Here is a 3,856-nt window from a genome sequence, read left to right as displayed (position 1 = left end):
CGGCGGTCGACGACCTGGCGGCCCACGCCGGGTGGGAGTCGATCCCCGCCGTCGGGAACGGCCGGGTGTACGCGGTCGACGGGAACGCGCTGTTCAACCGCCCGAGCCATCGGCTCGTCGACTCGCTGGAGGCCCTCTTCGCCTGTCTCCACCCCGACCACGCGGCCGCGACACCGTCGACGATCGACCGGATCGCGCGTGTCGACCGTCCCGTGACGACGCCGTCCGTTCGCCCCGACGGTGACTGAGCCGTGCGGACGGTTTTGTCTCTCGGGCACGTACGGTAGAACATGGACGATTCGTCGAAGGCGAGCGCTGCCGTCACCGACATCGCGGACCCCGACACGAACGAAAGGTGTAGGCTCGTGGCAGATCCGACTGGCGGAAACGGGGGATAGCCGGTGCCACACGACCGGATCCACGCACGACGACCGAGCCATCACGTCGACCGGTGGTCGGACGGACGGATCGAATCCATTGGGACCCGGGACGGGCACTGCGTCGTGACGGTCCGGCGGCCCGACGGCGAGACGGTCGAGCTCGTCGTCACGTTCGCCGTTCGCGACCTGTTCTTGGACCGGCTGGAGACGGACGGCGGATCCCCGGTCGGCGAGCGGGTGTGGTATCGAAAACGCGGCGACGGGCTGTGAGGGCCCGGGGGACCACGGCCGGGATCGCCGGCGACGCCTATCGCTCGGCGTCGGACGACGCCTGGCCCCCGACGAGCGCGTAGAAGGGGTCCCCGGCGCTCTGCACCTCCGTGATCCGCTCGGTCACACCCATGTCGCCAGCACGGAGGTAGTCGGCGACGAGGGCCGCGCGTCCGTCCATCGGCGCCTCGCGCCAGGCGCGGATCGCCTTCGTCGGGAACATCCGATTCGAGAAGCTCACCACGACGACCCCGCCGGGAGCGCGAACGCGGTCGAACTCGGCGAAGACGGCTTCGGGGCGTTGGAGATACTGTACCGACAGCGCACAGCAGACGGCATCGAACGCGTCGTCCGCGAGTGGGAGCGTCTGCTCGCCGTTGAGGTCCTGTACGAACCACTCGTCGTATCGGTCGTTCGCGCGTAGCTCCGCCTCGTTGAGGCCGTGACCGACGACGCGCCCGAGCTGCGTCTCGGGGAAGTGTGACACCCAGCTCCCCATCGCGTCGAAGACGCGGTCGCCGGGCTCGAATACATCAGCATACAGATCGGTCAGCCGATCGAGAAACGCGTCGTCGGCGTGTGTGACGTATCGCGGCGAGTCGTAGAATCGTCGGTCGTCCGTCTCGTCGAGTTTCCGACGGTCGGTCTCGGAGAGCGGTTCCATGACGGATCGTACGTGATCTGCGTACATCAACTGCTGGGCTCGATACGGGTGCGCCAACGCGTGATCGGTGGTGAAGCCGTTCTCACCCGGTGATTCGTCTCGTTGCTGGGGTTGTCGGGGGGTCCGTCTCGGAACCCTGTGTCATCTCATCACTGCGGGTTCCTTCCCGTCGTGCGCGCACGCGCGCGAGGGGTTAATGCGTGTCCGGCACGTTGGTTCACGTATGGGAACTGCGAGCGAAAGGGGCGGCGACGAGGCGATCCCCGACTACGAGCGCGTGGACGTCTCCGTGCTCGTTATCGGCGCGGGAGCGGCCGGCGCCCGGACGGCGATCGAGCTGGCAGACCGGGGCGTCGACGACGTGCTCGTATTAGGAAAACGGGGACACGGCGACGCGCACACGACGTGGGCTCGCGGGGGTATCAACGGCGCACTCGGAACCAACGACCCGGAGGACGATTGGGCGATCCACGCCGCCGACACGCTCAACGAGGGCCATTTCCTCAACGACCCCGAAAAGGTGGAGACGGTCACGAAGCAGATGCCGGATCGACTCCGCGAGCTGGACGAGTGGGGAATGGCGTTCTCGCGGACCGACGACGGCGGGATAGATCAGCGCTACTTCGGCGCACAGTCGTTTCGCCGGACCGCCTTCGCGGGCGACCACACCGGTGAATCGCTCCTCGACACGCTCGTCGGCGAGGCGCGGGAACGCGACGTGCCGTATCGGGAGAACGTCATGATCACGAAGCTCCTCTCGGACGGCGACCGCGTGCACGGGGCTGTCGGGTTCGATATGGACACCGGCGAGTTCGTGCTGATCAACGCCGGAAACGTCGTGCTCGCCGCCGGTGGGTACGCCGCGATCTACAACCGGCACACGTCCCGTGACGACGAGAACAACGGCGACGGCCCCGCGTTGGCGTACGACGCCGGGGCGACACTCATGGACGTGGAGTTCGTTCAGTTCCATCCGACCGGGATGGCTGTCGACGAGGACGACCCTGAGTGGGGACCGTGGAGCGGTCGGCTCGTGACCGAGGCCGTTCGCGGCGAGGGCGGGAGGCTGTACAACGCCGAGGGCGAACGGTTCATGGAGCGGTACTCGCCCGACCAGATGGAACTCGACGCGCGGGACGTTGTCGCCCGTGCCATCGCGTCGGAGGTCGCCGAGGGGCGCGGCACCGAGACCGGCGGGGTGTACCTCGACGTCTCGCATCGTGACGCCGAGTTCATCGCCGAGCGACTCCCCCGGATGTACGAGCGGTTCGCGGAGCTGGGCGTCGACATGGCTGAGGAACCGGTCGAGGTCGCGCCGACCGCGCACTACGGGATGGGCGGCGTCCGCGTTGATGCACACGGCGAGACGGCCGTCGACGGGCTGTTCGCCATCGGCGAGACGATGGCAGGGGTCCACGGGGCCAACCGTCTCGGTGGCAACTCCCTCGCCGAGACGGTCGCGTACGGCGTCGTCACCGGCGAGCGGATCGCCGACCGGGCCGACGGGCCGGGAACGGTGCCGGAGGGGGTTATCGAAGGGGTCTTCGAGCCACACGTCGCGGACCTCGCCGCCACTGCGGGCCAGGACGGGAGACACGACGCCGAGGCGCTGCTCGCCGAGCTGCGTGACCTCATGTGGGAGCACGCGGGGATCCTCAGGGAGGAGCCGTCCCTTCGGGCGGGGCTCGACCGTCTCGACGCGATCCGAGAGAAGGCGGCTGACCTCCGCGTCGGCGCCGTGACCGACCCGTCGTTCGAGTTCGCGATCGACCTCGGGTTCAGCCTGACGGTGGCCGAAGCCGTCCTCCGCGGCGCGTTAGAACGGACGGAGTCGAGAGGAGCCCACTACCGTACGGACCGGCCGGAAACGGCCGAGGAGTGGCGGCGCAACGTCCTGTTCGAGCCGACGGACATCGGTGGGATGGTCCCCAGCACGGCTCCCGTTGGAACGCCGAGCGATGCGGTTCGGGCCGCGCTCGACGAGGGGTACGAGCTGGACTATCACCAGCTCGAATGATCCGGCCGGCCGCGGGCACTGCGATCCGCCGTGGGCACCGTAGCCGATCCCGTCAGCCCGTCGGTAAGGCCCGGGGGTAGCGCGGTTCCGCGACCTCAGCGGTCCGCCGATCGCGTCGCGAAAACGAACTCGGTGCTGCTTCCCAGCGGATCCGTCGCGGTGACCGTCCGTATCCCCTCGAATCCGGCGTCACGCAGCTGTGCGAGCGTCCGATCGCGGCCCGGCGCGGAGAAGAACATCCGACCGCCCATCCAGCCCCGACGTACCGTCTCGAACCGACCGCTCGGGAGGGTCATGAGCAGTCGGCCGCCGGGCCGGAGAACGCGAGCGAAACCGTCGTATACTGCCGGATGACGCTCACGGGAGACGTGGAAGACGGCGTGGTACGCCGTGATCGCGTCGAAAGTGGCGGTCGCGAACGGGAGCGTCGCGAGGTCGCCCTGGACGAGCCGAGCGCGTGGCGTCCCGTCGGCAGCGAGCGCGAGCCCCCGGCGGGAGACGTCGAGACCGACGCTGTCGGCGGGG

4 protein-coding genes and 1 pseudogene are annotated in these 3,856 nt (G+C 68.8%); 3 read left to right on the top strand and 2 right to left on the bottom strand.

Features of this window, described 5'->3' with window-relative positions:
- Positions 1 to 248 (top strand): annotated as a pseudogene (locus ACFQEU_RS12620) (cobalamin-binding protein); the annotation flags it as partial.
- A gap of 153 nt (positions 249 to 401) precedes the next feature.
- Positions 402 to 650 (top strand): DUF7861 family protein, encoded by a 249-nt coding sequence (locus tag ACFQEU_RS12615; protein WP_379782666.1) that lies wholly within the window; start codon positions 402 to 404, stop codon positions 648 to 650.
- 37 nt (positions 651 to 687) lie between these two features.
- On the opposite strand, the gene ACFQEU_RS12610 is transcribed toward ACFQEU_RS12615, so the two are convergent.
- On the bottom strand, positions 688 to 1,314 hold the full coding sequence (locus ACFQEU_RS12610) for a class I SAM-dependent methyltransferase (protein WP_379782664.1): 627 nt from the start codon (positions 1,312 to 1,314) through the stop codon (positions 688 to 690).
- Between the two features lie 223 nt (positions 1,315 to 1,537).
- On the opposite strand from ACFQEU_RS12610, the gene ACFQEU_RS12605 reads away from it, so the two are divergent.
- Positions 1,538 to 3,331, top strand: a complete 1,794-nt coding sequence (locus ACFQEU_RS12605) for an L-aspartate oxidase (protein ID WP_379782662.1) — start codon at positions 1,538 to 1,540, stop codon at positions 3,329 to 3,331.
- Between the two features lie 95 nt (positions 3,332 to 3,426).
- On the opposite strand, the gene ACFQEU_RS12600 is transcribed toward ACFQEU_RS12605, so the two are convergent.
- Positions 3,427 to 3,856: class I SAM-dependent methyltransferase (locus ACFQEU_RS12600; RefSeq protein WP_379782660.1), on the bottom strand; the 430-nt coding region annotated here is incomplete at its 5' end.

The sequence above is a fragment of the Halorubrum tibetense genome (assembly GCF_042661865.1).
Classification (GTDB): domain Archaea; phylum Halobacteriota; class Halobacteria; order Halobacteriales; family Haloferacaceae; genus Halorubrum; species Halorubrum tibetense.
The sequence above is the reverse complement of the archived record's forward strand: the minus strand, read 5'-3'. Positions and strand labels throughout refer to the sequence as shown.